Origin of the sequence: Stenotrophomonas rhizophila (genome assembly GCF_003651185.1) — a bacterium.
Taxonomy (GTDB): domain Bacteria; phylum Pseudomonadota; class Gammaproteobacteria; order Xanthomonadales; family Xanthomonadaceae; genus Stenotrophomonas; species Stenotrophomonas maltophilia_Z.
Genome location: NZ_RCDC01000006.1, coordinates 29,880 through 54,673, shown reverse-complemented (window position 1 = coordinate 54,673; position 24,794 = coordinate 29,880). Strand labels below are relative to the sequence as shown.

The 24,794-nt window shown below is 66.7% G+C and carries 23 protein-coding genes; 9 read left to right on the top strand and 14 right to left on the bottom strand.

What is annotated here, in order from left to right; all coding sequences use genetic code 11:
• Positions 1 to 29 precede the first annotated feature (29 nt).
• The 8 genes from BCL79_RS14460 to BCL79_RS14425 all read right to left on the bottom strand — a co-directional run bounded on the left by BCL79_RS14460 (position 30) and on the right by BCL79_RS14425 (position 9,453).
• Entirely contained in the window at positions 30 to 575 is a 546-nt protein-coding gene (locus BCL79_RS14460) for a hypothetical protein (RefSeq protein WP_121042311.1), read from the bottom strand.
• Positions 572 to 1,324 carry an HAD family hydrolase gene (locus BCL79_RS14455; RefSeq protein ID WP_121042309.1) on the bottom strand — a complete coding sequence of 251 codons (753 nt, stop codon included), beginning with the start codon at positions 1,322 to 1,324 and terminating at the stop codon, positions 572 to 574. The genes BCL79_RS14460 and BCL79_RS14455 overlap by 4 nt, the downstream gene beginning before the upstream one ends.
• Before the next feature lie 109 nt (positions 1,325 to 1,433).
• Positions 1,434 to 1,850, bottom strand: coding sequence for an EF-hand domain-containing protein (locus BCL79_RS14450; protein WP_121042307.1), 417 nt, complete (start codon positions 1,848 to 1,850; stop codon positions 1,434 to 1,436).
• Between the two features lie 219 nt (positions 1,851 to 2,069).
• Entirely contained in the window at positions 2,070 to 2,447 is a 378-nt protein-coding gene (locus tag BCL79_RS14445) for a hypothetical protein (RefSeq protein ID WP_121042305.1), read from the bottom strand.
• A gap of 43 nt (positions 2,448 to 2,490) precedes the next feature.
• Positions 2,491 to 3,228 carry a M15 family metallopeptidase gene (locus BCL79_RS14440; protein ID WP_259462183.1) on the bottom strand — a complete coding sequence of 246 codons (738 nt, stop codon included), beginning with the start codon at positions 3,226 to 3,228 and terminating at the stop codon, positions 2,491 to 2,493.
• Positions 3,182 to 4,759 carry a serine hydrolase domain-containing protein gene (locus BCL79_RS14435; RefSeq protein WP_121042303.1) on the bottom strand — a complete coding sequence of 526 codons (1,578 nt, stop codon included), beginning with the start codon at positions 4,757 to 4,759 and terminating at the stop codon, positions 3,182 to 3,184. Before BCL79_RS14435 ends, BCL79_RS14440 begins: the two co-directional genes overlap by 47 nt.
• A gap of 139 nt (positions 4,760 to 4,898) precedes the next feature.
• Positions 4,899 to 7,925 (bottom strand): TonB-dependent receptor, encoded by a 3,027-nt coding sequence (locus BCL79_RS14430; RefSeq protein WP_121042301.1) that lies wholly within the window; start codon positions 7,923 to 7,925, stop codon positions 4,899 to 4,901.
• Positions 7,926 to 7,968: 43 nt separating this feature from the next.
• The gene (locus tag BCL79_RS14425) at positions 7,969 to 9,453 is read right to left on the bottom strand and encodes a transglutaminase-like domain-containing protein (RefSeq protein ID WP_121042299.1); all 1,485 of its coding nucleotides are present in this window, start codon (positions 9,451 to 9,453) and stop codon (positions 7,969 to 7,971) included.
• Positions 9,454 to 9,587: 134 nt separating this feature from the next.
• Here BCL79_RS14425 and BCL79_RS14420 point away from each other — a divergent pair, with 134 nt between their 5' ends.
• The 7 genes from BCL79_RS14420 to BCL79_RS14390 all read left to right on the top strand — a co-directional run bounded on the left by BCL79_RS14420 (position 9,588) and on the right by BCL79_RS14390 (position 16,832).
• Positions 9,588 to 11,033, top strand: coding sequence for an SH3 domain-containing protein (locus BCL79_RS14420; protein WP_121042297.1), 1,446 nt, complete (start codon positions 9,588 to 9,590; stop codon positions 11,031 to 11,033).
• Positions 11,034 to 12,143: a dipeptide epimerase gene (locus tag BCL79_RS14415; protein ID WP_121042295.1), complete on the top strand. Its 1,110-nt coding sequence runs from the start codon at positions 11,034 to 11,036 to the stop codon at positions 12,141 to 12,143.
• 10 nt (positions 12,144 to 12,153) lie between these two features.
• Entirely contained in the window at positions 12,154 to 13,002 is an 849-nt protein-coding gene (locus BCL79_RS14410) for a MurR/RpiR family transcriptional regulator (protein WP_121042293.1), read from the top strand.
• Positions 13,003 to 13,020: 18 nt separating this feature from the next.
• Positions 13,021 to 13,779, top strand: a complete 759-nt coding sequence (locus BCL79_RS14405) for a L,D-transpeptidase family protein (protein ID WP_121042291.1) — start codon at positions 13,021 to 13,023, stop codon at positions 13,777 to 13,779.
• Positions 13,776 to 15,077 (top strand): APC family permease, encoded by a 1,302-nt coding sequence (locus BCL79_RS14400; protein ID WP_121042289.1) that lies wholly within the window; start codon positions 13,776 to 13,778, stop codon positions 15,075 to 15,077. The genes BCL79_RS14405 and BCL79_RS14400 overlap by 4 nt, the downstream gene beginning before the upstream one ends.
• Before the next feature lie 105 nt (positions 15,078 to 15,182).
• Positions 15,183 to 15,530: a hypothetical protein gene (locus BCL79_RS14395; protein ID WP_121042287.1), complete on the top strand. Its 348-nt coding sequence runs from the start codon at positions 15,183 to 15,185 to the stop codon at positions 15,528 to 15,530.
• Between the two features lie 147 nt (positions 15,531 to 15,677).
• Positions 15,678 to 16,832 carry a PQQ-dependent sugar dehydrogenase gene (locus tag BCL79_RS14390; protein ID WP_121042285.1) on the top strand — a complete coding sequence of 385 codons (1,155 nt, stop codon included), beginning with the start codon at positions 15,678 to 15,680 and terminating at the stop codon, positions 16,830 to 16,832.
• 69 nt (positions 16,833 to 16,901) lie between these two features.
• Here BCL79_RS14390 and BCL79_RS14385 read toward each other — a convergent pair whose 3' ends face one another.
• The 5 genes from BCL79_RS14385 to tsaD form a co-directional block, all read right to left on the bottom strand.
• On the bottom strand, positions 16,902 to 17,561 hold the full coding sequence (locus tag BCL79_RS14385) for a hypothetical protein (protein ID WP_310793645.1): 660 nt from the start codon (positions 17,559 to 17,561) through the stop codon (positions 16,902 to 16,904).
• Positions 17,562 to 17,678: 117 nt separating this feature from the next.
• Positions 17,679 to 19,853, bottom strand: coding sequence for a glycoside hydrolase family 3 N-terminal domain-containing protein (locus BCL79_RS14380; RefSeq protein ID WP_121042283.1), 2,175 nt, complete (start codon positions 19,851 to 19,853; stop codon positions 17,679 to 17,681).
• A 137-nt stretch (positions 19,854 to 19,990) separates the two neighbouring features.
• Positions 19,991 to 21,265 carry a mechanosensitive ion channel family protein gene (locus BCL79_RS14375; protein ID WP_121042281.1) on the bottom strand — a complete coding sequence of 425 codons (1,275 nt, stop codon included), beginning with the start codon at positions 21,263 to 21,265 and terminating at the stop codon, positions 19,991 to 19,993.
• Between the two features lie 26 nt (positions 21,266 to 21,291).
• On the bottom strand, positions 21,292 to 21,660 hold the full coding sequence (gene folB / locus BCL79_RS14370; protein ID WP_088434566.1) for a dihydroneopterin aldolase: 369 nt from the start codon (positions 21,658 to 21,660) through the stop codon (positions 21,292 to 21,294).
• Between the two features lie 80 nt (positions 21,661 to 21,740).
• Entirely contained in the window at positions 21,741 to 22,766 is a 1,026-nt protein-coding gene (gene tsaD / locus BCL79_RS14365; RefSeq protein WP_121042279.1) for a tRNA (adenosine(37)-N6)-threonylcarbamoyltransferase complex transferase subunit TsaD, read from the bottom strand.
• 167 nt (positions 22,767 to 22,933) lie between these two features.
• Here tsaD and rpsU point away from each other — a divergent pair, with 167 nt between their 5' ends.
• Entirely contained in the window at positions 22,934 to 23,149 is a 216-nt protein-coding gene (rpsU, locus tag BCL79_RS14360; RefSeq protein WP_002808376.1) for a 30S ribosomal protein S21, read from the top strand.
• A 136-nt stretch (positions 23,150 to 23,285) separates the two neighbouring features.
• Entirely contained in the window at positions 23,286 to 23,732 is a 447-nt protein-coding gene (locus BCL79_RS14355) for a GatB/YqeY domain-containing protein (RefSeq protein WP_121042277.1), read from the top strand.
• 69 nt (positions 23,733 to 23,801) lie between these two features.
• Here the strand turns inward: BCL79_RS14355 and BCL79_RS14350 are convergent, their stop codons facing one another.
• The gene (locus tag BCL79_RS14350; protein WP_226956686.1) at positions 23,802 to 24,737 is read right to left on the bottom strand and encodes a hypothetical protein; all 936 of its coding nucleotides are present in this window, start codon (positions 24,735 to 24,737) and stop codon (positions 23,802 to 23,804) included.
• Between the last annotated feature and the right edge of the window lie 57 nt (positions 24,738 to 24,794).

Sequence of the window (24,794 nt, the reverse complement as noted above, 5' to 3'; positions counted from 1 at the left end):
CGCGATCTGCACAGCAGCAAAGAAGTCCCTCAGCGCGCAGGTGGCGTGGGACTGCTCGCCGTGCGCTGGCGCTGCTCGCGGTTCCCCAGCTGGCGCTGCAGCGTCGCGTCCAGCTTCACCGGGCGGTCCCAGTGGTCGTGGCTGGCCACGATGGCGTGGCGCAAGGCGCGCCAGTGCAGGTTGGTCGGCGTGACCGGCAGCTGGGCCACCACCGCTTCCCAGCGTTTGGCCTCGCCCTCCTCCGGTACCGTACGCGACCACGTCTGCACGCTTTCGCGGCAGGAACGTTCGATCACATGCGCCCAGAAACAGGCGAAGCAGATGTCGCCGGCCTGCCAGCCGTGGGTGTGCATCAGCGCGGCGATGTAGCCACGCGAGACGCCGGCATAGCGCGAGACTTCATCCAGAAAGCTGTCCGGGTAGCGCTCGGCGTAGTGGTTGATGTCCTTCAGCTGGGTGTCCACCCAGGCATCGCCGGTGTCCACCACGTAGGCGGCGGACTTCTCCGGGGTCTGCTCGGCCACGGCTGCCCAGGGCAGCATCAGCAGCAGCGCGAGCAGGCCGGCGCGCATCATCCGGCCTGTGCGGCCTTGGCTTCGATGGTCCGCAGCGCCTGCGGCCAGTCGAAGGCGGTCGGTGCATCGACCATGCGCGGTTCGTCGTCGGCCACGCCGTGCTGGGTTTCGTGCGCCCAGGTCACCGCGTAGGGAGTGTGGATGCCCCAGCCGCCGAGGGTGACCACCGGCTCGATGTCCGAGCGCAGCGAATTGCCGACCATCACGAAGCGCTTGATCGGCAGATCGAACTCCTCCAGCACGCGGGCATAGGTTTCCGGGTCTTTCTCGGAGACGATCTCGATGCGCGGGAACAGGTCGCGCAGGTTGGCCACCTTGATCTTGGCCTCCTGATGGAACAGGTCGCCCTTGGTGATCAGCACGACCGGGTAATCGCGGGCGATCTCGGTGACCGACTCACGCACACCGTCGATCAGCTCGACCGGGTGGCGCAGAGTGTCGTGGCCGATGTCCAGCATCTGCTGCAGGTCGCGGGCGCTGATGGTCTGGTTGGTGATCTCGATGGCGGCTTCCACCATCGACAGGGTCATGCCCTTCACGCCGTAGCCGAACACGCCGAGGTTGCGCTGCTGCACTTCCAGCAGATGGCGCGCGGTCTGCGTGTCATGCACGTCGATGTAGCGCGACAGGATATCCAGGTAGTCCTGCTCGGCCTTGCGGTAGAAATCCTCGCTCTTCCACAGCGTGTCATCACCGTCAAAACCAACCAGGCCGATAGCGCCTTGCGGCGTGGGCAGGGAAGTCATCATCGGCCAAGGATACCAACAGCGGCCCAGCGGCCCCACCCCGGCAGCGCAAAAAGAAAGGGCGGCCGAAGCCGCCCTTTCCCCCTCACTGCGCTACCGGTGTCCCCGGTCCTTACTTGCTCTGCTGGGCGCCGTTATCGGCGGCCTTGCCCTGCTGGGCGGCCACATACGCCTTGTATTCATCCGGCGAGAGCTCGCCGTCCTTGTTGGTATCGGCCTGGTCGAACACCTGGGCAAGGCCCGCGTTGACCTGCGCCTCGGCCTTGCTGATGGTGCCGTTCCCGTCGATATCGACGCTGGCCCACGTCTGGCCACCGCCACCATTGGCCTGCGCGGAGGCCTGCGCAGCGGCATTGGCCGCGGTATCGGCTGCGTCACCGGCCTGCGCCGCCGCCTGCTGTGCCTGGGCGGCCTGATTCTGCGCCTGCGCGGCACTGTGCTGTGCCGACTGGGCCATCGCCGGCATGGCCAGCACACTGCCTGCGGCGACGATCAGGGCGATCAGGGGCTTGCGGATGCGAGTAGTCATTGGGGTGGTCTCCTTGGTAGGTATTGCGCGGCCTGTTGTTTCCGCACGGCCCCACACTGCCACCCCGTTTGTGAATCGATATTGCCCCTCGACCGCGCTGCGCACGCGGCCTTAACCACCTGCGCGAACGTGTGCATTACCGCAGTGGTTAGCCGCAGGTGAGCAGTTGGTAACACGCCCATTCATTGGCCGGGCATTTAACCGGATGCGAACGCAATCTCACGCGGTGTTGCTGTTTTTTTCGCCTGAGCGGGAGCTGAACAAAAGCCACCCCAGCGCCACACCGCCGATCGCACCGGCCACTTCGAGCACCACGCGCGAGCCCAGCTCGTTCGGATCATGGATACCGGCGAGGAACAACCGCGCATACAGCGGCGACTCCAGCCGCATCATGCCCATATAGAAGAGATTCCACGCATCGATGCCGGCCGAGGCCACCACCGCGATCACGCAGGCCCAGCCGATCGCATGCCCGTCGGTCCAGCCTGCCCAGCGGCACAGGCGATGCCACAGCGCATACACCAGCAGCCCGACCAACAGCGCGATCAGCCCTGCCTCCAGCGTTCCCAGCAATCCAACGTGCAGCGGCAGGTTCATCGTGGTCCGATCCGGCGGTCAGCGCACAGTGTAGCGGTGCGCCTCAGCGGACCGGCACGTCGTAGGCAGTGGTCGGTGCCGGCTCGGGCTGCAGGGTGAAATGCCACCACTCCATCGGGTAGTTGGCGAAGCCATGCCGCGCCATCGCCTGGCGCAGGTGCTGGCGGTGGCTGCGCTGCGCCGCGCTGATCTCCGGCGCATCGGTATGCGCGCGCGGGCCGAAGAAATCGAAGTCGGTGCCCATGTCCACGGGCGCGCAGGGGCCGGTGCGGCAATCGAGCAGGGTCAGATCGACCGTGGCAGCGCGGCTGTGGCCGGAGGTCTCGGCGATGTAGCCACCGAGCAGGGCGGGCTTGTCGAGGTCCGGGTACTGCTGCGCCTTGCGCGACTGCTCGTGCGGATCCTGTGCCCAGGCGACGAAGGCCTTCACCGCGTGGGCCGGGCGGTAGCAGTCAAAGAGCCGCAGCGCGAAGCCATCCGCACGCAGGTCGGCCTCCACCTGTGCCAGTGCAGTAGCCGCCGGGGCGAGCAGATAGCACTTGGGCGCGTCATAGCCGGGCACGCGCTGGCCAGTGAAGTTGTCGGGGCCGGCGTAGCGGATGTCCTGTTCGATCGCCGGTGTCAGCGTGCGGATGTCGACCAGTCCGGCCTCAGCCACATCGCGGGCGGGCGAGATCGTCACCGCTGGCGCTGCCGCGTGGGCACTGCCGGCCAGCAGTGCCAGCAGCAGCGCGCTACGGGCAATCGCCGGTGCGGGTGAAGTGCAGGTCCTGGTAGTCATAACTGAAGTCGATCTCCGGATCGATCGCGGCCAAGGTCAAGGCGGGCGTCGCGCCTGGCTGCAGCTGCAACCACGGCTCGGCATCGGCCCCGAGCGTATCCCACTGCACCAGCCAGCGCTCACCGAGCTGCATGACCTGGCCGCGCAGCATCGGCGACTTGGCCACGCTGAAACGCAGCACGCCCTGCTCCGGGCAAAGCAGCGCCTCGCCCAGCCACGGATCGCGATAACGGCCGTGCGCGGCGGCGGTCGTGCGAAGCGAGGCGGCCCGGCGCGCGCCGGTATCCGGGCGCACCTGCCCGGCATCGCGGCGGCCAGTGCGCTCCTGGCCCAGCAGGGCCAGGTAGTGGCTCACGTCGGCCGTCTCCTCCGGTGCGGTGTAGGTCTTCAACGCGGCCTGCATCAGCGCGATGCGTGCATCCTCGGCGTCGCTGTTGATCAGGATCACCACGCCGACCTTGCGGTCCGGCAGCAGCGCCAGCGAGGAATACATGCCTGACAGCGTACCGGTGTGGGCCACCTTCCACTGGCCGTCCATATCCGACACGCGCCAGCCGTAGCCGTAGGCGGACACATGTGCGTTGTCCCAGCGGCGTTGGCGCTCGCCCAGCGGCATCGGCATGTGCGCGGTCCACAGCGCGCGGCGCTGCGCCGTGCTCAGCCAACCGAGCACGAGCGCCGGATCGAGCAGCACCTGCATCCAGCGGGTCATGTCGCGCAGGCTGCAGCGGATGCCGCCGGCGGCCATCGAGGTCAGATCGGCGCTGGTGTCACCATCGGCACCACGCACCACGTTGCGGCCGTCCTTCCGCGTGTGCGGCTGGGCGACGTTGCCCACCGCTGCGACCGACCACGCGCCGACCTGGCAGCGATCCATGCCCAGCGGCGAGAAGACTTCCTCGCGCAGCAGTTGATCGTACGGTTTGCCACCGGCTGCGGCGGCGACTTCGCCGGCGACCACATACATCAGGTTGTCGTAGGCATAGCCGCTGCGGAAGCTGGTGACCGGCTTGAGGTGGGCCAGCCCGGCGATGATGTCCTGGCGGGTGAACCTGTTCGGCTCGGGCCACAGCATCAGATCGCCCGCGCCAAGGCCCAGGCCGCTGTTGTGGATCAGCAGATCACGCACCTGCATCTGCTGCGTGACCCACGGGTCGTGCATGCGGAACTGCGGCAGGTACTTGATGACCGGGTCGTCCCAGCGCAGGAGACCGCGGTCGACCAGACGGGCGAGCAGCGCGGCGGTCATCGCCTTGCTGTTGGAGGCGATCTTGAACAGGGTATCCGCATCGATGGCCTCGCCCTGCCCGGCGCGGCGCTCGCCACGAGTGCCGATGAAGACGGGGTTGCCATCGTCGACGACGGCCATGGCGATGCCCGGCAGCTGTTCGTGGGCGACGGTCTGATCGAGCAGGCGATTGAAGGTGTCGGTGGGCTCGGCTGCCCGTGCGCTGTGGGCGATGGCCAGGGTGCAGGCCAAGCCAAGCGTGAGAAGGCGGGATCGACTGTGTGTTGAAGCGCGTGACGGCATGGGTTCCCTCGTCATGACCGGAGGACGTGCAACCGAAGCCGCCCGTGGAAGGCACGTACCGACCACCGGTCGGCACCTACCGTATGGCGGTGACGGCAGGTGCCGACGCACTGTCGGCACCTGCCACGCACGGGACGGATCAGAAGTTCCAGGTCACCATCAGCTGCGTGTAACGCGGTGCCTGCCAGCGGGTGCCGGTGTTGAAGGTGTTCTCACGCACCTGGCCCGGCTGGGCTTCATAACGCTGGTGCACGTTGATGACGGTCTGGTTGTTGAACAGGTTGTAGACCGACAGGCGTGCGCTCAGGTCGATGCCCTCCACCGGCAGCCGCCAGGTGACGTTGGCGCCCATGGTCCAGGTCCACGGCAGGCGACCGAAGGCGCCGCGTGGGCTGTACTCGAACTGGCGCTGGTTGTACGCGCCCGAGCAGTTGGCCACGCACAGCCAGCCGGTACCGCCGCCGCTGCCTTCACTGGAGGTGCTGCCGCCGGCCACGGTGTCGTTGGGCCACATCACGCCGAAGGCGGTGATCGGGCCACCGGACAACACCTGCAGCGTGGTGCCGAACGACCACTGCTCGTTCAGCGCGTAGGCGGCGCGGAACTTGAACTGATGGCGGAAGTCGTTGAACAGCGGGCCATAGCGCTGGTTGTTGGACGGATGATCCCAGTGCTGGACCATGCCGGTGTCGCCGTAGTTGGTATCCGAATTGACCGGACCTTCGAAGTTGCCATCGCTGCGCGACCACAGATAGGACGCGTTGAACAGCCACTTCTCATCCCACGCGCGGTCGATCTGGAATTCCAGCGCCTTGTAGGTGCGCTTGGGCTTGGAATAGCCCACCACCTCCAGGCTGCCGCCCTTGCGGTAGCCATCCTTGGAGGTATCAATGGTGATCCAGCCCTCGGTGGCGCAGCCGATGCTGGAGTCGCCCCAGATCGTCAGGCTCTCGCCCGGATTGGCGATCGGCCACAGGGTGGTGCCGGTCGGCCCGCACGGGGTGTGGTTGATGCGCATGTCATCCAGCGCGCGGTCCATCTTGCGGTAGGTGGCGTTGACGCCCCACGACCAGGCCTGGTTGATCATGGTCTGGAAGCCGAGGATGTACTCGTCCTGGTAGACCGCCTTCAGATCCTTGTCCACGCTCTGGCGCAGGTCGGCCGCACCGGTGTTCATGCGGGTATCGACCGGGCCGATCTGCTGGCCGATGACCGGGGCCATGTACGGCGCACCGGTGACCGGGTTGGCCTGCTGCTGCCAGCCGTTGAGCACGTAGTAGGAGTACTCGTCGGTGAGGCCACCGGCGAAGTTGACGTTGATGTTGTTGGTCACCGGCAGGTAATAGCGGCCGGCGTTGCCGAACAGCTTGGTGCTGCCGTCGCCCTTCATGTCCCACGAGAAACCGAAGCGCGGCGCGATCAGGTCGTCCATCTTGATGAAGGCATCGCCGTCGGCAGTGCGGTTCTCGAAGCGGTCCCAGCGCACGCCGAGGTTCAACATCAGGTTCGGGGTGATGTTCCAGATGTCTTCCAGATAGAACGCGTTGGCTTCCGTCTCGAAGGTGCCGCCGGACACGCGATTGCGTGCGCGCAGCATCTCGGTCACACCGGCCGGCACATAGGCGTTGGCGCCATCCCACACTTCATCGCCCGGCCGGGCGACGTAGGCGGTGTAGCTGAGCTGGGTCGGGCCCGGGTACCGCGTGGACTGCTTGGTCGTCATCAGCTCGCGGTCCACACCGAAGCGCAGCAGGTGCGTGCCCAGCTGCCATTCGAAGTCCAACCGCGCGACTTCGCGCGTGTCATCGCGCTCGGCAACGGCGGCGCCGGTGGGGTGGCAGCCCGGGCGCAGGCCGTTGAGCTTGCCCAGACGTGACGCATAGCTGGCGTCGGTGAACACCGGGCTGCACGCTTCATCCAGCGAGGAGTTGGTGAAGGCGCGCTGGTTGTTTTCGCCCACCATGGCACGCGCGGTGAAGTTCTCGCCGAAGTGACCGGTGTAGGTTGCCGACCAGTTCTTGCCACCGGTCTCGGTGACTGAATCGCCGCCCCACGCACCGATCTGATCATCATCCCAATCGTAGTTGTACGCGCCGTTGGTGATCTCACCCTCATCGGAGAACGCCAGCAGCGCCAGGCTGTGGTTGTCGTTGATGTTCCAATCCAGCTTGGCGCCCCAGAAGCCGTTGTCGCTCTTGTTCTTGAACCAGCTCAGTGCGTCGGAGGAGGTGTTGTGGCCGGTGTCGTCGCGGTCTTCATACATCGCGAACAGGAACAGCTTGTCCTTGATGATCGGGCCGGAACCCCAGACGTTGGTCTTCAGGAACGAGCTGTCGTCGCGGCTGGCATAGGAATGCGGCGTGCCGTCGCGATGGAAGTGGTCACGTGGGCTGGAGCGCAGCGCGCTCGGTTCGGCAGTGACTTCCACGCCGCCTTGGAACTCGTTGGTGCCCGAGCGCGTCACCGCATTGATCACGCCGCCGGTGGAACGCCCGAATTCCACCGAGTAGCCACCGGTCTTGACCTGGAATTCGTTGAAGAAGCCGAACGGCGCGCTGGAGAAGCCACGACGGGTGTACATGTCGGTGACGTTCAAGCCGTTGATGAAGACCGCGTTCTCTGCCACCGAGGAACCGGCGAAGGACAGGCCACCGAACGAGGAATTGCCGCCCACCACACCGGGTGCCAGCAATGCCACTGCCGATAGATCCTGCGCCACCGGCAGACGCGACAGCTCCTGGCGGTTGACGTTGAACGAGGTCTCGGTGGAATACACGTCCACGCGGTTGACCACGCGGGCACCGATCACCTGCAGCGCATCGAGGTTGACCACGTCACCGCTGCTGGCCAGATTGACGGTGGTGGTGCCGCCGACTGCCACGCTCACCGCGAACGGCTCACCCAGCTTCTGGCCATCACGGCTGAGCTGCAGCTGGTAATCGCCGACCGGCAACTGACCCAGGCGGTAGCTGCCATCGGCACTGGCGGTGACCGTGCGGGTCAGGCCGGTGCCGTTGCTGACCACCGTCACCTGGTCACCGGCCGTCGCACGGCCGGCCACGGCACCACTGACGTTCTGTGCCGAGGCGCCTATCGGCACCAGGCTGCCCAGACACACCCCCAGCGCGGCGTACAACGCCGCACGCTTCAATCGCTTTGCATTCATTCCCTGCTCTCTCCTGCAGATGTGGAATCGTGGATACCGCTGTTTACCGCGTTGCCTCCAGTGGCACCACGTGCGACTGGACGTCGTAATTCCATTGATCGAAGTACAGGTTGCCGCCGGACCACTCGGCCTCACCGCGCTGGGAATCCACCGTGTCCGAGCGGACGTGCTGCTTGGCTGGCACCAGCGGCTGGCCGTAGTCGTCGTTGAAGGCGATGCGATAGGCATCCAGCCCGCCCAGATAGAAATCGCGCAACGCCGGCTGCGGGCTGTCCAGCCGGCCGGTGGTGACATCCATCGGCACCCAGCCATATGGGGCCAGATACACCGCGCCCCAGTCGTGCAGGTTGTTGTAGCCGACCGCATCGTCCGAATAGACCATGCCGGACTGCCAGCGCGCGGGAATCCCGTTCAGGCGCAACAGGGCGATCAGCAGCAGCGTCTGCTGCCCACAATCGGCATGGCCGGCGTGCAGGGCGTAATCGCTGATGTTGGCGATCGTCGCGTACTCGCGCGCACCGGCCCACGGAATGGCGTCCACCGCGTCGAACAGCTTCTGCACGATCCGGTACGGATCGGTCTCCGTCCCGACTACCTTCGTCGAGAACGCGCGCAGCGCCGGGGTGAACACGATGTGCGGCGCCTGCTCGGCGAGGTACGGCTTCAGCGCAGGATCCTGCGGCGTGGGCTGGACCCTGGCCGGATCGACCTCGATATGCCGGGCGTACACAGTCACTGCGTAGCGGATCTGGAACTCCGTGGGCGTGCCGGCCACCGCCTTGCGCTCCAGGTAGGCGGTCCGCTGCAGGGTGGCTTCAGGCGCCACCTGCGCGCCGGCCGGTGAACCCGCGATCCAGGTGATGTCTTGCTGCTGCCCGGGGATGGCGCGCGGGTACGGAATCCACGCGCGGATGATTTCGCCGGCAGGCACGGCATCGGGCTTGACCACCAGCGACTGGGTCACCTCGATGCGGCGCGGCACCAGGCTGGTCGCGCCCGTAGCGCGGGCCGCAGCGACGATCTCCTCGTGGTGCGGGTGCAGGTGCTCGTAAGGGCCATCCTTCGGCACCGGGGCATCGGGTGCCCGCCGCGCGCGTGCCTCGGCGCTGATCCGGAACAGATTGGACGGCGCGCGTTTGAAGTAGCGGCGCTGGCCATCGATATCCAGGTGTTCGATCAGGCCGGCCGCCTCCCAGCGCGCGAACTCGTCCTCGCGAAGGTCGGGGATCTGCTTGCGCAGCTGCGCTTTGGCAGCCGACGCGTCCAGGGTGAAGTCCAGTCGCATGCGACGCATGCGTTCGCGCTCGAAGGCATAGGCCTGACGATCGGCTGCCGGCAGGCGCGGATCCTGCAACGCCGCCGCGATGTCGGCCTCGGCCTGCGCGAACGCACCGCGGTCGATCCCGGCTATCACCGTCGGCAGCGCGGCCGGCGCAGCGGCCAGCCCCCACGGCGTTGCCAGCAGACCAGCGCACAGGCACCAGACAGCAGGCAGAGGCAATCGCGGTTTGCGCATCACAGGATCCACGGCGACACTTCCCAAGGTGCGGGTGGGGTAATCGCTGTGTAACACGGGCCTGATAGCCGGTCAATAATTTATTCTTGCTTTCGTCGAAAAAAGGAATAAATATTCCTGATGCTTCCGAGGAGGGTGACCGCGTGATGATCCTGGCTTCCCCCCACCGCCCCGTGCGGTCCCGCTGGCTTTCGCGCACTTTACTGGCGGCGGTCCTTGCGACGACGCTGGCGCCGGCATGGGCCGAGGCGCCGCGTGCTGCGCCCGCCGCCGATTTCGGCGGGGTCATCGCCCTGCGCGAGGCCTATCTCGCGCCCGGCTTCTGGGCCGATCGCCTGCCCGATCCGGACCGCGTGATCCTTGATCGCGCAGCTATCGCCGCGCAGAACGCCCGCATGCGTGCCGAAGACGCCTCGATCCACGATCTCCGCGCGCTGCCGGCGCAGCTGCCCCGCGCTCAAGTGCTGGGCAGCATCCAGTCCCTGTCCACGTGGCCACAGCGCACGCTGTATGGCCAGGATGGCAAGCCCATCAGCGACGGGCAGCGCAGTGAGACGCTGGCCAATCTCGCGCTGGACGCGATACCGGCGCAGCGCGCCCTCCAGTACGGCCTGGTGACCCATCGTGCCGCGCTGCGGGCGTTCCCGACCGCGCTGCGGGTGTTCAGCAGCCAGGGCGACACCGATATCGACCGCTTCCAGGAGTCGGCGCTGTTCCCCGGCGATGCGGTGGCGGTGCTGCATGAAAGCGCCGACGGGCGCTGGCTGTTCATCACCAGCGAACGGTATTCGGCGTGGATCGAAAGGCGCTTCGTGGGTATCGGCGATGCGGAGACCGTGCTCGGCTACGGTCAGCACGGTCCTTACCGCGTGGTCACCGGCGCCACGGCGTTCACCGCCTACACGCCCGAGGAACCGCGCGTGTCGCGGCTTCAACTGGACATGGGCGTGCGCCTGCCGGTGATCGCCGACTGGCCGCTGGAGAAGACCGTCAATGGCCAGCAGGCACATGCCGCGCATGTGGTGCGGCTGCCGGTACGCGAAGCCGACGGTCGCCTGGCACTGATCCCGGCGCTGCTGCCGCGTTCGCAGGACACTGCGGATGACTACCTGCCGCTGACCCCGCGCACACTGCTGACCCAGGCCTTCAAGTTCCTCGGCGAACGCTACGGCTGGGGCCACGATTACGACACCCGCGACTGCAGCGGCTTCGTCTCTGAGATCTACCGCAGCGTGGGCGTGCTGATGCCACGCAACACCAGCGCGCAGGCGATCAGCCCCGCGCTGGACCGCATCGCCTTCACCGCGAAGGACGGCAAGCCCACGCGCGACGCCGCCGTAAAAGAGCTGCAGGTCGGCGATCTGGTCTACATCCCCGGCCACGTGATGATGGCGATCGGCCACATCGACGGCCGCACCTGGCTGATCCATGACACCGCCGGCGGCGGCTGGATCGGCGCGGACGGCAAGCGCGTGCAGGCCCATCTCAACGGCGTGTCGGTCACTCCGCTGGAGCCGATGATGGCCAGCGATACCGTGAGCTACATCGACCGCATCACCAACATCCAGCGCCTTCGGCCACAGACCCCCTGAATGAAGATCACCGACATCGAACTCGGCATGCTGCGCGTGCCGCTGAAGACCCCGTTCAAGACCGCGCTGCGCACCGTGGACACCGTCGAAGACGTAGTGGTGCTGGTCCGCACCGACAGCGGCCACACCGGCTACGGTGAGGCGCCGGCCACGGCGGTGATCACCGGCGATACCCACGGCTCGATCATCGAGGCCATCGACAGCTTCATCAAGCCGCGCCTGATCGGCGAGGACGTGGCCAACCTCAACCGGCTCTGCGGGCTGATCCAGACCTCGATGGAACGCAACACCAGCGCCAAGGCGGCGGTGGAGATCGCGATCTACGATCTGTGGGCGCAGCTGCACAACGCGCCGCTGTACCGCATGCTCGGTGGTGGCGACCCGGTGATCACCACCGACATCACCATCAGCGTGGACTACATCGACAAGATGGTGGCCGACTCGCTCTCGGCGATCGAACGCGGGTTCGAGTCGCTGAAGATCAAGGTCGGCAAGGACATCGGCCTGGACATCGAACGGGTCAAGGCGATCCACGCCGCGGTGCAGGGCCGCGCCCTGCTGCGGCTGGATGCCAACCAGGGCTGGACCGCCAAGCAGGCCGTGCACGCGATGCATGCGCTGGAAGAAGCCGGCGTGGTGCTGGAGCTGCTGGAGCAGCCGGTCAAGGCCGCCGACATCAGTGGCCTGAAATACGTCACCGATCGCGTCAACACGCCGGTCATGGCCGATGAAAGCGTGTTCAACCCCGGCCAGGTATTCGACCTGATCCAGCAGCGCGCCGCCGACATCATCAACATCAAGCTGATGAAGACCGGCGGGTTGTCCAACGCGATCCGCATCGCCGACATCGCCGCGATCTACGGCGTGCCGTGCATGATCGGCTGCATGATCGAATCGAGCATCTCGGTGGCCGCCGCCGTGCACCTGGCCGTCGCCAAGAGCGACATCATCACCAAGGTGGATCTCGACGGACCGTCACTGGGCCAGTTCAACCCGGTCACCGGTGGGGTCAACTTCAACGAATCGGAGATCACCATCAGCGATGCGCCCGGGCTGGGCATCACCGAGGTGCGTGGGCTGGACATGATCACGCCGCGGCGGTGGTCCTGACCCCGTGCCCATGCCGCCCCTGGTGAAAATCCGCTCCGAGCGTGACCACATGTCGGCGATCGAACGTCGCATCGCCGACTTCATCCTCGACAACGCCCACCTCCTGCGCGATTACTCCTCCCAGCAGTTGGCCAGTGCATTGGGGATCAGCCAGTCCAGCGTGGTCAAGTTCAGCCAGAAGCTCGGCTTCAAGGGCTACCCGGACCTCAAGTACTCCATCGGCGAGGCTGTCGCGCGCGCCGGCAATGACCCGCACAGCCGGCCACCCGCGCCGGAGGCGGCCGACGGCTTCACCCAGATCGCCGAGCGGCTGCGCGCAAGCAAGGCCGCCGCCGAAGAAGAAACCTGGCTGGCCAATCCTCAGGCCGACATCGAAGCCATCGTGCAGCTGATCGACGGGGCGCCCAAGGTGTTCGTCTACGGGTTGGGCGATGACGGCCTGTACGCGCGTGAGTTCGCCATGCGGCTGTCGCTGCTCGGCATGCTCACCGTGCACCACGCCGACCCGATCCTGATGATGGCCAACCTCTCGGCCGCGCGACCCGGGGATGCAATGCTGGTGTTTTCCGAGTTCGGCAAGCTGCCGCAGTTGTTCCAGCTGTCGCGCCAGTTCCAGGACATGGGCGGCAAGGTGGTCTCGATCACCCGCCACAGCGCCAACCCGCTGCGCGCGCATGCCGATGCCAGCCTGGTGCTGTGCGCCCACGACCCGGCGCCGCACGTGGCGCAACTGCTGTACCGTTCCTCATTGCAGTCCCTGCTGGATGTTGTCTTCGTCCTGCTGTGCCACGCCAACCCGGACCGCCACCGCCAGCTCGGGGTGAACCTGGAACGGATCGAACACCTGATCGACAGCTGATCCCTGGAGTCCGCCACGATGATGTCGCTGTTCCGTTCCGTCACCGCCGCCTTGTTGCTGGTCGTGAGCGCGCCCGTTTTCGCCGCCACGCTGGAGGGCAGCACGCAGCTGGTCGTGGTCACCACCGAAGGCTGGGAGGCCACCCAGGGCAGGCTGCAGGCTTTCGAGCGCACCGACACGGGCTGGCAGCCACATGGCGCCGCCTTCGATGTGGCCGTGGGCCGCAGCGGCAGCGCGTGGGGCGAAGGATTGCACCCGGCCCAGTCCGCAGCCCCGCAGAAGCAGGAAGGCGACGGCCGCAGCCCGGCCGGCATCTTCGCGATCGGCCCGGCGTTCGGGTATGCGCCCGGCGTCACCAGTGGCCTGCCCTACCAGCCGATGCGCGATACCAGCTACTGCATGGATGTACCGGATTCGCCGTACTACAACCGCATCGTCGATGCGGAGGTGGTCGGCGCCGAGGCCGTGGAGGGCTCGACCGAGCCGATGCGACTGGACCTGCACAACAAGGGCGACGTGCGCTACCGCGAGGGCTTCGTCATCGAGCACAACCCCAGGGCCACGCCCGGCCGTGGCAGCTGCATCTTCGCCCACCTGTGGCGCGCGCCCGGTGAGGCCACCGCCGGCTGCACCGCGATGGAGCCTGCACGGATGACCACGCTGCTGGCCTGGTTGAATGCCAGCGCGCGGCCGCGCTTCGTGCTGCTGCCGCGTGCGGAGTACCAGCGCCTGCAGGCCGAGTGGCAACTGCCCGTACTGGCGGGGACCGTGCAGTGAGTACCGCACCGCCGGATCCGCAGCTCGAACGCGCGGTCAGCCGCTGGCAGATCGTCGGGCTCTCGATCAACGATGTGATCGGCAGTGGCATCTACCTGCTGCCGGCCGCCACCGTTGCCCTGCTCGGCCCCTTCAGCCTGTGGGGCGTGGTCGCCGCCGGCATCGTGGTCGCGCTGCTGGTGCTCTGCTATGCGCAGGCCGCCAGCTACTTCGACGAGCCCGGTGGCAGCTATCTGTATGCGCGTGAGGCGTTCGGTCGGTTTGCCGGGTTCGAGATCGGCTGGATGATCTGGCTGACCCGCATCAGCTCCGCCGCCGCGCTCAGCAATGCACTGGCCGATGCGGTGGCACGCTTCTGGCCGTGGGCCGGGCATGACATCGGCCGCGTCGCGATCATCGTCGTCTCGCTCGGTTTCCTCACTGCGGTGAACGTGGCCGGCGTGCGCTCGGCGGCACGCACGGGGGTGATTCTGGTGATCGGCAAGCTGCTGCCGCTGCTACTGTTCGTGGCGATCGGCGTGTTCTACGTCGATACCGATCTGGCCTTCTCCGGCGTGCGCCCGGACCCGCACGATCTGCAGCGCATGGGCGAAGCCGCGCTGCTGCTGCTGTATGCCTACGCCGGCTTCGAGAACATTCCGGCCGCCGCCGGCGAGTACAAGAACCCGCGCCGCGATATTCCGTTCGCGTTGATCACCATGATCATCACCGTCACCGTGATCTACGGCGCGGTGCAGTTCATCGCGCAGGGCACGCTGGCCGGGTTGGCCAGCTCGCCGACGCCGCTGGCCGATGCCGCCGCCAGCTTCGGTGGACTCACGCTCGCCTTGATCCTGACGGTGGGCGCGACGATCTCCATCCTCGGCACCAACAGCAACACGATGATGATGGGCCCGCGCTTCCTGTTCGCCTTGGCACGCGATGGCTACGGGCCGAAGATCCTGGCCCAGGTGCACCCGCGCTTGCGCACACCGGCGGCGGCGATCATCGCGCAGGGCCTGATCGCGCTGGCGCTGGCGTTGTCCGGTTCGTTCGTGCAGCTGGCGCTGTTGTCGATGACCACGCGCCTGTTCGCCTACATCGGCACGGCCGCCGCGGTGCTGGTGCTGGCGCGTCGTTTCCGTGATCGCCCGGGTGCACTGAAGCTGCCGGGTGGCCCGTTGATTCCGATCCTGGCGCTGGTGTTGTGCCTGGCCCTGTTCGCCAGTGCGAGCTGGCAGAACATTGCTGCGGCGGGCATCGCGTTCGCCGTCGGTGCGGTGATCTACATGTTCCCGCGCCGCGATCACCCGGGCTGAGCAGATGCGCAGGTGAATGGCGCTTGATGTGTCATTCACCTCGCGGGCCCATGACGTTAACCCGGCTTTGGGTACGGTGAAGCCTCACCCAACCGGAGCCAACACATGAGCACTGACTATCAGATTCCCGGCCGGGTGCCGGAAGACGGTGTCCCGCGCCAGGCCGTATCGGACTATTGGCGTGAGCGCTTTCCAAGCGAACCGTACTACGACAACAATCAGTTCTTCGATGATTACGAGCCCGCGTATCAACTCGGTCATCGCACCCGTGCCGACGATATGATCCGCGCGTATGAAGAAGTGGAAGCCGAGCTGCAGTCCCGTTGGGCGCAGGAACATGGCCAGAGCAAGCTGAGCTGGGAACAGGCCCGCACTGCCGTGCGCCGCGGCTGGGATGAATCCACCGCGCTGCGCCAGGCGCACCTGGACAAGGGCGTACCGCGCGGCACCTGATCGCGCTTGCCCGCAGAGCAACGGCGCAAACGACAACGGCGGCCTTCGGGTCGCCGTTGTCATGTCTGCAGGACCTCTGGTCCACGCGGCGTTGATGGCCATGGTGTACAACAGGGGCTGGCCATCGCCTCCCCGACGGAGACTTCCATGACCCGCAAGCTGTTGCTCACCCTCGCCATCAGTCTCACCCCCGCCTTGTTCACCACCGCCTGTGTCGCGGCAGACACGGCCAGCCCGACCGCACCGGTCCTCAAGAAAGCCCAGTGGCCATTCGCCGCCACCGAGTTCGCCCGCTTCGACGAACCGTGGGCGATGAGCTTCCTGCCCGACGGCAGCCTGCTGGTCACCGAGAAGAAAGGCGCGCTGAAGCACTTCAACGTGCAGACCCGCAAGACCGCCACCATCACCGGCGTGCCCGAGGTGGCCTACGGCGGCCAGGGCGGTTTCGGCGATGTGCTGCCGCACCCTGACTTCGCGACGAACCAGCTGATCTATCTCAGCTACGCCGAGGAAGGCGACGGCGATACCCGCGGTGCTGCGGTGGCGCGTGCACGCCTGGCACTGGCGGCCGATGGCAGCGGCAGGCTGGAAGACCTCAAGGTGATCTGGCGCCAGACCCCCAAGGTCAGCGGCAAGGGCCATTACGGCCACCGCCTCGCCTTCGGTCCGGACGGCAAACTGTGGATCACCTCCAGCGAGCGCCAGAAGTTCGACCCCGCCCAGGATATGAGCGGCAATCTCGGCAAGCTGATCCGCCTCAACGACGACGGCAGCGTGCCGGCCGACAATCCGTTCGCCTCGCAGGGGGGCGTGGCCGCGCAGGTGTGGTCGCTGGGCCATCGCAATGCGCTGGGCATCGCCTTCGATGCACGCGGCAAGCTGTGGGTGCACGAAATGGGCCCGGCCGGCGGTGACGAGTTGAACCTGATCGAACGCGGTGCCAACTACGGCTATCCGGTCGTCTCCAACGGCAGCCACTACGACGGCCGCGACATCCCCGACCACGACACCCGTCCGGAGTTCGCTGCACCCAAGGTGACCTGGACCCCGGTGATCTCCCCGGCCGGTTTCATCATCTACAACGGTACGCAGTTCCCTGCGTGGAAGGGCAGCGGCTTCATCGGCGGCCTGTCGTCCAAGGCGCTGGTCCGCGTGGCCTTCGACGGCGACACCGCCCGCGAGGCCGAGCGCTTCGACATGGGTGAGCGCATCCGCGAGATCGAACAGGGTCCGGATGGCGCGATCTGGCTGCTGGAAGATGGCAGCAACGGCAAGCTGCTCAAGCTCACGCCGAAGGCCTGAGCCTTGGCAGGCTGCCGGCGCATCGCCGGCAGCCTGCACAACTCACGCGCGTTCCGGCGCTGCACCGGCTTATTGGATCGTCACGACCTTGACCTCGGTGCGGCTGCACGCCTGATCCAGGCAGGTGCCGTTGAGCCAGACCTGACCGTCGCCGATCATCACGCCCTGCTGGTTGACCATGACGTCGTCGAATTTCTGCGCCGCGATGGCCTTGCGCACGGCCGGGGTCAGGATGCGCTCGTAGTTGCGCTGGAACTCGCCGGGGCCGGTGATCCTGGCGCCGTTGGCGATGTTCAAGGGGAAGCGAACCTCCTCGACCACCGCGGCGCGATCGCCGCCATTGACGGCTTTCTGGAAGGCGTTGAAGACCGTTTCGTACTGGGCAGAATCGCCGAGGACCTGATCGATGCGCTGACGGACATCGCGGGTGCCAGCGCTGGTCGGCGCGGCGGGTGTGGCGGTGGCGTCCGCAGCAGGTGTCGTGGCACCGCCCGAAGCAGGCGCAGCGGCATCCGGCGCGGGGCTGCCGGCAGTGACCGCATCCGGCGACAGGCCGGACGACGGCACAGTATCACCGGGCGTCGGGCGGCCTTCCGGAATGGTCGTGGCCGGCCCCTGGGCGGGATCGGCGGCGGCAGTCTCGGCCGGCGGCGGCGCCGACGGACTGCAGGCGGCCAGCCACAACGGGCTGGCCAGGGCCAACAGCAACGGGGTACGGGTCAGGCGCATGGGGGGCTCCATCGGTTTCACGAGGGAGCCAGCGTACCCGCCGAAACGTCAGCCGCCGATGATGGCTCACGGTGGTGCCGGCCAGCGGCCGGCACTACCGGATGACGCCAGGCCGGCTCAGGCGGCCAGCAGCTCGAAGATCACCGGCTCGCCGCTGACCGACGATGCGCACACCCACAGCTCGAACTGGCCCGGCTCGGCGCGGAACACGCCATCGCGACCGGTGAAGCCCAGCGCATGGCGGTCCAGCGTGAAGTGCACCTCGGTGCTCTCACCCGGCTGCAGGGCAATCTTGTCGAAACCCTTCAGCTCGCGCACCGGCCGCACGCGGCTGGCCACGCGATCGTGGATGTACAGCTGCACCACTTCCTCACCGGCCACCGCGCCGGTGTTGGTCAGCGTGGTGGTGATGGTCAGGGCGTCGTCCCAGCCCAGCTGCGCGTTGCTCAGCTGCGGCACGCCATAGGCGAACGTGGTGTAGCCGATACCGTGGCCGAAGGCGTATGCCGGCTCGTTCGGAATCTCGCGCCAGCGTGCCTTGAACTCGGACATGGTCGGCAGCTCCGGGCGACCGGTACGCGCGTGGTTGTAGAAGTACGGCTGCTGGCCGGAGACCTGCGGGAAGCTGACCGGCAGGCGCCCGGACGGGTTGTAGTCACCGAACAGCACATCGGCCACGGCGTGCCCGGTCTGGGTGCCCAGGTACCAGGTGATCGCCACGGCATGCGCATTGCGCACGGCGCCCTGCAGGGCCAGCGCGCGGCCATTGCGCAGCAGCACCACCAGCGGCTTGCCGGTCATCGCCACTGCCTCGGCCAATGCCTGCTGCGCGGGCGGCAGCGTGATCTCCACGCGCGACTGGGCTTCACCGCTGTACCGCTGCGGTTCGCCCAGCGCGAGTACCACCACATCGGCACGCAGCGCGGCAGCGACCGCCTGTTCGATACCGTCCTGCACGGCCGCTTCCAGATCGCAGCCCGGCACGATCTCCAGCAGCGCTTCATCGCTGATCGCCGCGCGGACGCCGGCTTCCAGGGTGACGTAGCGCGACTTGTCGCCGAACAAGGTCCAGCAGCCTTCGATGTTCTCGCGGTCCTGCACGAACGGCCCGATCAGCGCGATCTTCTGCCCGGCCTTCTCCAGCGGCAGCACCGACTCGGCGTTCTTGAGCAGCACGATCGAGCGGCGCGCGGCATCGCGCGAGAGTTCGTCATGCGCAGCGATATGCGAGGTGTCCGCTTCGCGTGCCAGATCGAGCGAGCGGTACGGGTCGTCAAACAGACCGATCGCGTCCTTCAGGCGCAGGATGCGGCGCACCGATTCGTCCAGGGTGGCCATCGGCACTTCGCCGCTCTCGATCAGGCCCGGCAGGTGCTCGGCGTAGAAGCCGCTCTGCATGCTCAGGTCCAGGCCGGCAGTGAAGGCCTTGGCGGTGGCGTCGCGGTCATCGGCGGCATAGCCGTGCGCGACCAGTTCCATGTCGGCGGTGTAATCGGAGATCACCACGCCCGGGAAGTTCCACTCCCCGCGCAGGATGTCGGTCAGCAGCTCGGCGTTGGCGCTGGCCGGCACGCCGTTGATGTCGTTGAACGAGGACATCACGGTCAGGGCGCCGGCTTCGAAGGCGGCCTTGAACGGCGGCAGGTGGACGTCGCGCAGGGTCTGCGGCGAGATGTCCACCATGTTGTATTCCATGCCGGCCATCACCGCGCCGTAAGCGGCGAAATGCTTCGGCGTGGCCAGCAGCGCATCGTCGGCGCGCAGGTCCGGGCCCTGGAAGCCGCGCACACGGGCGGCGGCGAATGCACAGCCCAGCACCACGTCTTCACCGGCGCCCTCGGCGCCACGGCCCCAGCGCTGGTCGCGGGCGATATCCACGGCCGGCGCATAGGTCCAGTGCAGGCCGGCGGCGGTGGCTTCCACCGCGGTGGCACGTGCGGTGCGCTCAGCCAGATCCGGCTCGAAGCTCGCGGCCTCGCCCAGCGGGATCGGGAACACGGTGCGCATGCCATGGATCACGTCCGCAGCCAGGATCACCGGGATCTTCAGGCGGCTTTCTTCCAGCGCGACCTGCTGGATGCGGCGGCCGGCTTCCACGCCCACGCCATTGAACAGCGAGCCCACCTTGCCCTCGCGCACCTGCTGCAGCACCTGGTCGGCGTTGCTGACGTTGGCTTCCGGATTCACATCCGGCGCGAACGGGCGGACCATGTCGGCGAACACACCCAGCTGGCCGACTTTTTCAACGACGGTCATCTGGGCAATGAGGGTTTCGATACGATCGGCGGCCACCGGCTGTCCTTATGAAAACGTTTACAAGCCCGGGATTCTAGCGTTCCCGAAGCCGTTGTGAATGACTTTTGCGTTCATTTTTCTTCCCCGGAGGGAGACCCCCGCCGCCGCGCGGGCGGCGACGGAGGCACAGGAGCTTACTCCGCAGCGGCCAGGCGCTGCTGCCCCGCCATCAACATGGCATCGCTGGATTCCTGGAAAACCCGCAGCCCGAAGGCCGGGAGGATCGCCAGCAGGTGATCGAACACGTCCGACTGCACGCCCTCGTACTCACCCCACGCCGTGCTGCGGGTGAAGCAGTAGATCTCCAGTGGCAGGCCCTGTGTGGTGGGCTGCAGCTGCCGTACCAGCAGGGTCATCTCCGTATGGATGCCCGGATGGTGCTGCAGATAGCGCTCCACATAGGCGCGGAAGGTGCCCAGGTTGGTGACCCGGCGCGCATTGACGGCCGCCACGCCCTTGGCCTGGAGTTCGGCGTTGTACTGCTGCAGCTCGGCCTGCTTGCCGCGCAGGTAATCGCCCAGCACCGCGAACTGCTCCAGCTCGGCCAGCATCGGCGCATCGACGAAGCCGACACTGTGCTGGTCCAGATACAACGAGCGCTTGATCCGGCGCCCGCCCGCTTCCTGCATGCCGCGCCAGTTCTTGAACGACTCGGTCACCAGCTTCTTGGTCGGGATCGTGGTGATGGTCTTGTCGAAGTTCTGCACGGTAATGGTGTGCAGCGCGATATCGATCACATCGCCATCGGCGTTCTGGCTGGGCATTTCGATCCAGTCGCCCAGCCGCACCCGGCCATCGCCGCTGATCTGCACGCTGGCCACCAGCGACAGGATCGTATCCTGGAAGATCAGCATGAGTACCGCGGTGGCCGCGCCGAGGCCGGTGACCAGCGGGCCGAGCTTCACCCCCAGCAGGGTCGCCACGATCGACAGGCCGGCGATCACGAAGACGATGATCTTCACGACCTGCAGGTAGCCCTTGATCGGCTTGTTGCGCGCATCCGGGCGGCGCTCGTACAGATCGTTGGCGGCGTCCAGCGCATGCGAGACGGCCAGCGCCACGGTCAGCACCGCCCACGCCCGGCACGCCCCGATCACGAACTCCACCAGCTCCGGCGGCAGGTCGGGCACGATCCGGATGCCGGCGGCGATCACCATGCTCGGCACCACGTTGGACAGCCGCGAGATCACCCGCAGGTTGTTGCCACCTTCATTGCCCGCGCTGTGGCCAGGCAGGCGGTTGACCAGCTTGCGCAGACCGCGCAGCAGGATCTTCTTGGTGACGAAGTTGGCCAGCCAGGCCGCCAGGGCCAGCGCCGCCAGCACCAGCAGGGTGTAGGCCCAAGGCCAGGGTTCCAGGGTCCGCTGGACACTGTCCAGCCATCGGGTTGCCACTACCGCATCCAACATCGTGTATCGCTCTCCTATCAGGGGTATCAGGGCGTTGCCAGGTCCTGCGCGCTGCGCTCGATGATCACGCCGACCGCGCGCGCGCCGCGTACCGCGCCGGGCTTGCTGAGCTTCAGGCGCAGCCACTGCACGTTGAATTCACGCAGCACGATCTCGGCGATGCGCTCGGCCAGGGTTTCGACCAGGCCGTAGTCCGAGTCACGCACGAATTGCTCGATGCGCTTGCTGACGGCTTTGTAATTGAGGGTATCGGCGATGTCGTCGCTGGCCGCCGGGCGGCGGTTGTCGAAGCCCATTTCGAGATCGAAACGCAGGGTCTGGCGGATCCGCCGTTCCCAGTCGTAGATCCCGATCAGGGCATCGATTTCGAGCCCTTCAATGAATACCTTGTCCATAGCCATGCCACGTGGAAGATGGCGACCATGGTAACGGGGCTGTCCGGAATGTGCCGGGAACCGGGGTGAGTGGGCGCGCCCTACACCGCCGGCAGCGTCGCCATATCCCAGCGCGGCGTGACCTGCACCTGGGGCGGAGTGTGCTGGCCCGCTTCAAGACGCAGCGCGCCAGCGAAGGCGATCATCGCGCCGTTGTCCGTGCACAGCGCCGGGCGCGGGAAGCAGGCGCGGCCACCACGGCGGGCAGCCATCTGCTGCAGCTTGGCGCGCAGGCGCTTGTTGGCCCCGACCCCGCCGGCCACCACGATCACATCGGTGCCCGCCGCCTCCAGCGCGCGCTCGCACTTGATCGCCAAGGTGTCGACCACCGCATCTTCAAAGCCACGGGCAATGTCGGCGCGGGTCTGCTCGCTCTGGTCGCTGTCGCGCCAGGCCAGCAGGACCTGGGTCTTCAACCCGGAGAAGCTGAAATCCAGCCCGGGGCGGTCGGTCATCGGGCGGGTGAACTTGAACCGGCCCGGCGTGCCGCGCTCGGCCAAGGCGGCCAACTGTGGGCCACCGGGGTACGGCAGGCCCATCAGCTTGGCGGTCTTGTCGAAGGCCTCGCCGGCGGCGTCGTCCAGGGTCTCGCCGAGCAGGCGGTACTGGCCGATCCGGTCCACGGCGACCAGCTGGGTATGCCCACCGGACACCAGCAGGGCCACGAAGGGCGCCTGCGGCGGGTCGTCTTCCATCAGCGGGGCCAGCAGATGCCCTTCCATATGGTGTACACCGACCGCCGGCACCTCCAGCGCCCAAGCCAGCGAACGGGCCACGCCCGCCCCGACCAGCAGCGCGCCGACCAGGCCGGGGCCGGCGGTATAGGCCACCCCGTCGATGTCGGCCACGGTCATGCCGGCCTCGGCCAGGGTCTGCCGGATCAGCGGCAGCAGCTTGCGCACGTGGTCGCGGCTGGCCAGCTCGGGCACCACCCCGCCGTACTCGGCGTGAAGGGCAATCTGGCTGTAGACCGCATGGGCGCGCAGGGCGTCGATCCCGGACAGGGAGGTGTCATACACCGCCACGCCGGTCTCATCGCAGGAAGATTCGATACCAAGGACTCGCATAATGGGTATTATGGACCTCTTCAGGCCCCGGCAGACGTACGCTGGCCTGTCTGCGCATCACCCGTGGCCAAGAAGTTCGCCGGGGTGGGTTGCAACTTCTTTTCTCGCCGCTATAATGTGCGGCTCTCACCGGGCGTGACCCGGTTCTACTGTGTCCCGGAGATTCCATGCCCAGCGTTAAAGTCCGCGAGAACGAGCCCTTCGAGTTTGCGCTCCGTCGCTTCAAGCGCACCTGCGAAAAGGCCGGCGTGCTGGCCGAAACCCGCAAGCGCGAGTTCTATGAAAAGCCGACCCAGGAGCGTAAGCGTAAGGCTGCCGCTGCTGTGAAGCGTCAGCTGCGCCGTTCGTCGCGCGACGTCACCAAGCGTCAGCGCCTGTACTGATCGGACGCAACTTCGATACGGCAGGCCTTGGCCTGTCGTGACGGAGCCGAAGCCGGAACGCGCGAGCGTTACCGGCTTTTTGCGTTCCAGCGCTTCGGCGCCCCGTTTTCCTTTTCCACCGACACGAGGTGTTCCCATGAGCCTGAAGCAGCAGCTCACCGATGACATGAAGGCCGCCATGAAGGCCGGCGAGAAGCACCGCCTGGGCGTGATCCGCCTGATGAACGCCGCGATCAAGCAGCGCGAAGTCGACGAGCGCATCGAGCTGGACGACGCCTCCGTGCTCGCCGTGCTGGAAAAGATGGTCAAGCAGCGCAAGGACTCGGTCACCCAGTTCGAAGCCGCCAACCGCGAAGACCTGGCCGTGATCGAGCGCGAGGAAATCGTGGTGATCGACCAGTACCTGCCGGCCAAGCTGGGCGAGGCCGAGATCGTGGCCGCCATCCAGGCCGCCATCGCCGAAACCGGCGCGACCACCCCGGCCGACATCGGCAAGCTGATGGGCGCCCTCAAGCCGCGCCTGGCCGGTCAGGCCGACATGGGCCTGGTGTCCAAGCTGGTCAAGCAGCAGCTGGCTGGCTGAATCCCGCCGCCACGCCGCAGTGAAAAGGCCCGCATCTCGCGGGCCTTTTCCGTTTCAACAGGTCCGTTGTTACGAGGCCTGGCGACAGTTGCGCAGCGTCATCGAGCTTTCCTCGATCGAACTGATCTCGCCTTCCAGCTTGGCCCAGTCGCGCTCGCGCAGCATGGTGAAGTTGGCGGCCTGGTCCGACGCGAATTCGCAGCGGATGGTGTAGTTGTTGTTGTTGAACGTGTCGTTCTGGCGGACGCGCAGCAGGCCGCGGGTCGGGGTGACCAGATAGTTGATCGAGCCGACCTCGCCGGGCTTGGTCGAATACGTGTTGGTGTTGACCGTATAGATCTGGCCGTCGATCTGATAGCGCCGCCCCACGTACTTCGCGTACAGCGGCAGGAAGGTGGCCGAGCGATCGCCCTTGTCTTCCTTGTTGGTGGTGGTCCCCAGCAACATGTCCTTGAAGGCGCCGGCACTGCGGTACAGCGCCATGGTGTCTTTCACTTCCTTGCCCATTTTCTTGGACAGGTCCGGTGCGGCCACCGTCTCTACCGCCGGCATTGGATACTGCGAACGCCCCGCCGCAGCGAGCGCATCGCCCTGGCTGCCTGCCTTCAGCTTGCCGAGCATCTCGCACATCGACTGCTTGGCCGCCTGCGGCTCGATCGTCTGGCCGCGGGCCAGCTTGGTCGCCAGGGTGACGCGGCCGGTGCGGTCGGCCGTCGCAACCATCACCAGCGGGGTGCGCAGGCCTTCTCGCTGGATCAGGTACTGATCGCCGCTGTCGCCGTCCACCAGCTGGCCGCCGACCTCGAACTTGTCATCGCCGCCGATCTTGCGCAGCTGGTCCAGCGCGCTCTGAACCTTCAACCCCGGCAAGGTGAGATCGGCCATGTAAAGGGCGCCGTTGCGCGGATCCCCTACCGTCTTGAAGGCCTTTTCGCAGGCCGGGGACGCCATCGCTGGCCCTGCAGCGGCCAACAGCACCATCGTCGTGTAGACCATTCCTTTCATGAAGCGTCCTTTCTGCTGTGAAGGTGGAAAACCGGGCAAAAGGATAACGCGATATCC

Coding starts and splice junctions, on each gene's coding strand:
- BCL79_RS14460 (WP_121042311.1), bottom strand. CDS start 575: ATGATGCGCGCCGGCCTGCTCGCGCTGCTGCTGATGCTGCCCTGGGCA.
- BCL79_RS14455 (WP_121042309.1), bottom strand. CDS start 1,324: ATGATGACTTCCCTGCCCACGCCGCAAGGCGCTATCGGCCTGGTTGGT.
- BCL79_RS14450 (WP_121042307.1), bottom strand. CDS start 1,850: ATGACTACTCGCATCCGCAAGCCCCTGATCGCCCTGATCGTCGCCGCA.
- BCL79_RS14445 (WP_121042305.1), bottom strand. CDS start 2,447: ATGAACCTGCCGCTGCACGTTGGATTGCTGGGAACGCTGGAGGCAGGG.
- BCL79_RS14440 (WP_259462183.1), bottom strand. CDS start 3,228: ATGACTACCAGGACCTGCACTTCACCCGCACCGGCGATTGCCCGTAGC.
- BCL79_RS14435 (WP_121042303.1), bottom strand. CDS start 4,759: ATGCCGTCACGCGCTTCAACACACAGTCGATCCCGCCTTCTCACGCTT.
- BCL79_RS14430 (WP_121042301.1), bottom strand. CDS start 7,925: ATGAATGCAAAGCGATTGAAGCGTGCGGCGTTGTACGCCGCGCTGGGG.
- BCL79_RS14420 (WP_121042297.1), top strand. CDS start 9,588: ATGATCCTGGCTTCCCCCCACCGCCCCGTGCGGTCCCGCTGGCTTTCG.
- BCL79_RS14415 (WP_121042295.1), top strand. CDS start 11,034: ATGAAGATCACCGACATCGAACTCGGCATGCTGCGCGTGCCGCTGAAG.
- BCL79_RS14410 (WP_121042293.1), top strand. CDS start 12,154: ATGCCGCCCCTGGTGAAAATCCGCTCCGAGCGTGACCACATGTCGGCG.
- BCL79_RS14405 (WP_121042291.1), top strand. CDS start 13,021: ATGATGTCGCTGTTCCGTTCCGTCACCGCCGCCTTGTTGCTGGTCGTG.
- BCL79_RS14395 (WP_121042287.1), top strand. CDS start 15,183: ATGAGCACTGACTATCAGATTCCCGGCCGGGTGCCGGAAGACGGTGTC.
- BCL79_RS14390 (WP_121042285.1), top strand. CDS start 15,678: ATGACCCGCAAGCTGTTGCTCACCCTCGCCATCAGTCTCACCCCCGCC.
- BCL79_RS14385 (WP_310793645.1), bottom strand. CDS start 17,561: ATGCGCCTGACCCGTACCCCGTTGCTGTTGGCCCTGGCCAGCCCGTTG.
- BCL79_RS14375 (WP_121042281.1), bottom strand. CDS start 21,265: ATGTTGGATGCGGTAGTGGCAACCCGATGGCTGGACAGTGTCCAGCGG.
- folB (WP_088434566.1), bottom strand. CDS start 21,660: ATGGACAAGGTATTCATTGAAGGGCTCGAAATCGATGCCCTGATCGGG.
- tsaD (WP_121042279.1), bottom strand. CDS start 22,766: ATGCGAGTCCTTGGTATCGAATCTTCCTGCGATGAGACCGGCGTGGCG.
- rpsU (WP_002808376.1), top strand. CDS start 22,934: ATGCCCAGCGTTAAAGTCCGCGAGAACGAGCCCTTCGAGTTTGCGCTC.
- BCL79_RS14355 (WP_121042277.1), top strand. CDS start 23,286: ATGAGCCTGAAGCAGCAGCTCACCGATGACATGAAGGCCGCCATGAAG.
- BCL79_RS14350 (WP_226956686.1), bottom strand. CDS start 24,737: ATGAAAGGAATGGTCTACACGACGATGGTGCTGTTGGCCGCTGCAGGG.